Below are 2,355 nucleotides of genomic sequence, written 5' to 3'. Positions count from 1 at the left end.
GACGTGGACCCGAACGTGCTCTATGTCGACAACGGGCAGTTCCTGACCTCCGCGGGCGCGGCCGCCGGCCTGGACATGTGCCTGCACATGGTCCGCCGCGACTTCGGCTCCGCCGTGGCGGCGGAGACGGCGCGGCGGTCGGTGATGCCACTGGAACGCGAGGGCGGGCAGGCCCAGTTCATCGTGCACGACCAGCCGGCCGTGCCGCGCGGCGCGGAGCTGGAACCGTTGCTGCACTGGCTTTCCGACAACACGTCGGTCGACCTGACGCTGGCCGACATCGCCACGCGGGCCGGCATGAGCACACGCACCCTCAACCGCCGCTTCCGCGAACAGACCGGTACGACACCGCTGCAGTGGCTGCACCGCGAACGCGTGCGCAAGGCCCAGTACCTGCTGGAGAACACGACCCACCCCGTCGACCGCATCGCGAGCGAGGTCGGCTTCGGCTCCCCCACCGCCTTCCGCGAGCGGTTCAAGCGCGTCGTGGGCACCAGCCCGAACGCCTACCGCACGGCCTGGACCGCCGAGCGAAGCGAGGCAAGCCACCCGTGAGCGGCCGCCGGCGTCTGGACCGAGTGAGCAGCGGAGGCGACGGGAGCGCAGCGACCCTCGCTGAGCAGCGCAGGGAGGGAAGACGCCGGGAACAGGCCGCGAACCGCCGAGCGGAGCGAGGCAATTCAACACCGCTAACCCGATAACGTCGGCGCATGGTGTCTCGCCGGGCGAAGGGGTGGCTGCTGCTCGTGGGCGTGGCCGTGGTCGGGGCCGCGGTGGGGACGGTGGCCGGTTACCTGCTCGCTGGTGGTGTGGCCGCGGCGGTCACCGGGGTGGTCACGGCGGTGCTCGGGGTGTTCGGGGCGCGGGGGCGGGCGCTCGTGGACCGGGGCGCCGAGGTCAGGACGGCGTTGCCGGACCAGGTCATCGGCGGGCGGCCGCGGCGGGTTCGCGACCTGGACGATCCGGTTCTCCTCGGGGTGCACCCCGCGGCGCGGGACGGCGCCGGCCAGGTGCCCGCGTACGTCAGCCGGGACGTCGACGGCCAGGTCGACGAGGCGTTGCGGGCCGGCGGGTTCGTGTTGCTGTCCGGTGAGTCGACGGCGGGTAAGTCCCGCGTCGCCTACGAGTCGGTGCGGCGGGTGCTCCCCGACCACCACCTCGTCGCGCCCGCGTCGCGGGAGTCCGTGCGGACCGTGGTGGAGACGGTCGTCGACCAGCGGCGGTGCGTGGTGTGGCTGGACGACGTCGAGCGCTACTTCGGTGCGCACGGCCTGACCGTGCCGCTGCTGCACCGGATGCTGGCCGCGGACGCCGTGGTGCTCGGCACGATCCGCGTCGCGGAGCTGGACCGGTTCGGCGCGCGCCACGAGGCCGGTCTCGGCGGCGACGAGCGGGACGGGTGGCGCACGGCGCGGGAGGTGTTGCGGTTGGCGGTCGAGATCCCGCTGCCGCGCCGGTGGAGCGGGCCGGAGCTGGACCGGGCACGCCGGTCCGGCGACCGGCGCGTGCGGTCGGCGTTGCGCATGACCGACACGTTCGGGCTAGCCGAGCTGCTGGCCGACGGCCCGGAGCTGGCGCGGGACTGGCGGAACGCGTGGCGCCCCGGCGGGCACCCCCGAGCCGCGGCACTCGTCGCGGCGGCGGTCGACTGTCGGCGTGCGGGCCTGGCCGACCCGGTGCCGGTGGACCTGCTCGCGGACCTCGCCGAGCACTACCTGGACACCCGCGGCGGCGCGACGCTGCGCCCGGAACCCCTCGACGACGCCGTGAGCTGGGCGACGAGACCGGTTCGCGGCGCCAGCAGCCTGCTCATGCCCGCGGGCGAAGGTCGCGTCCGCGCGTTCGACTACCTGATCGACCTCGTGCCCGACCCGGTGCCGATGCCGGTGTGGCACCGCCTGGTGGAGTGGTGCGATCCCGCGCAGGCACTGGGGATCGGTCTCACGGCCCGTCGCGTGGCCCGGTTCGAGGTGGCCGAGGCGGCGTTCGAGAAGGCCGCGAGCTGCGACGTGCCGGGCGCGAAGGCCGCGCTGGCCGAGGTGATCGGTTCCGGCGCCGAGCCGGGACGGGCCGTCGCACTCCTGCACGAGACGCTGGCCGGCATCTCGCCCGACGACCCGGACACCCTCCTGCTGCGCAGCATGCTCGCCCGCTTCACCCAGGAGATCGAGCCGAAGGTCGCCAGCCGCATGTTCGCCGAGCTGCTGGACGACTGCCACGCACGACTCGGTCCCGACCACCCCGACACGCTGGAGGTGCGGCTGCAGGCCGCGATCCAGCTCGGCGAGTCGCGCTCGCACGGCAGGGCCATGCGGCGGCTGGCGAAGCTGGTCGGCGACTACGTCCGGGTGTTCG

2 protein-coding genes are annotated in these 2,355 nt (G+C 74.2%); both read left to right on the top strand.

The genetic code is table 11. The features are described from left to right. Positions 1 to 555 (top strand): GlxA family transcriptional regulator (locus ACJ73U_RS21150; RefSeq protein ID WP_407779398.1); only part of this gene is annotated, 555 nt, incomplete at its 5' end. A gap of 155 nt (positions 556 to 710) precedes the next feature. Next, on the top strand, positions 711 to 2,355 hold a 1,645-nt coding region (locus tag ACJ73U_RS21145), incomplete at its 3' end, for a hypothetical protein (protein ID WP_407779397.1).

Source organism: Actinophytocola sp., from assembly GCF_045807065.1.
In the GTDB taxonomy this organism is placed as follows: Bacteria; Actinomycetota; Actinomycetes; order Mycobacteriales; family Pseudonocardiaceae; genus Actinophytocola.
This window is presented reverse-complemented; position numbering and strand designations above follow the sequence as displayed.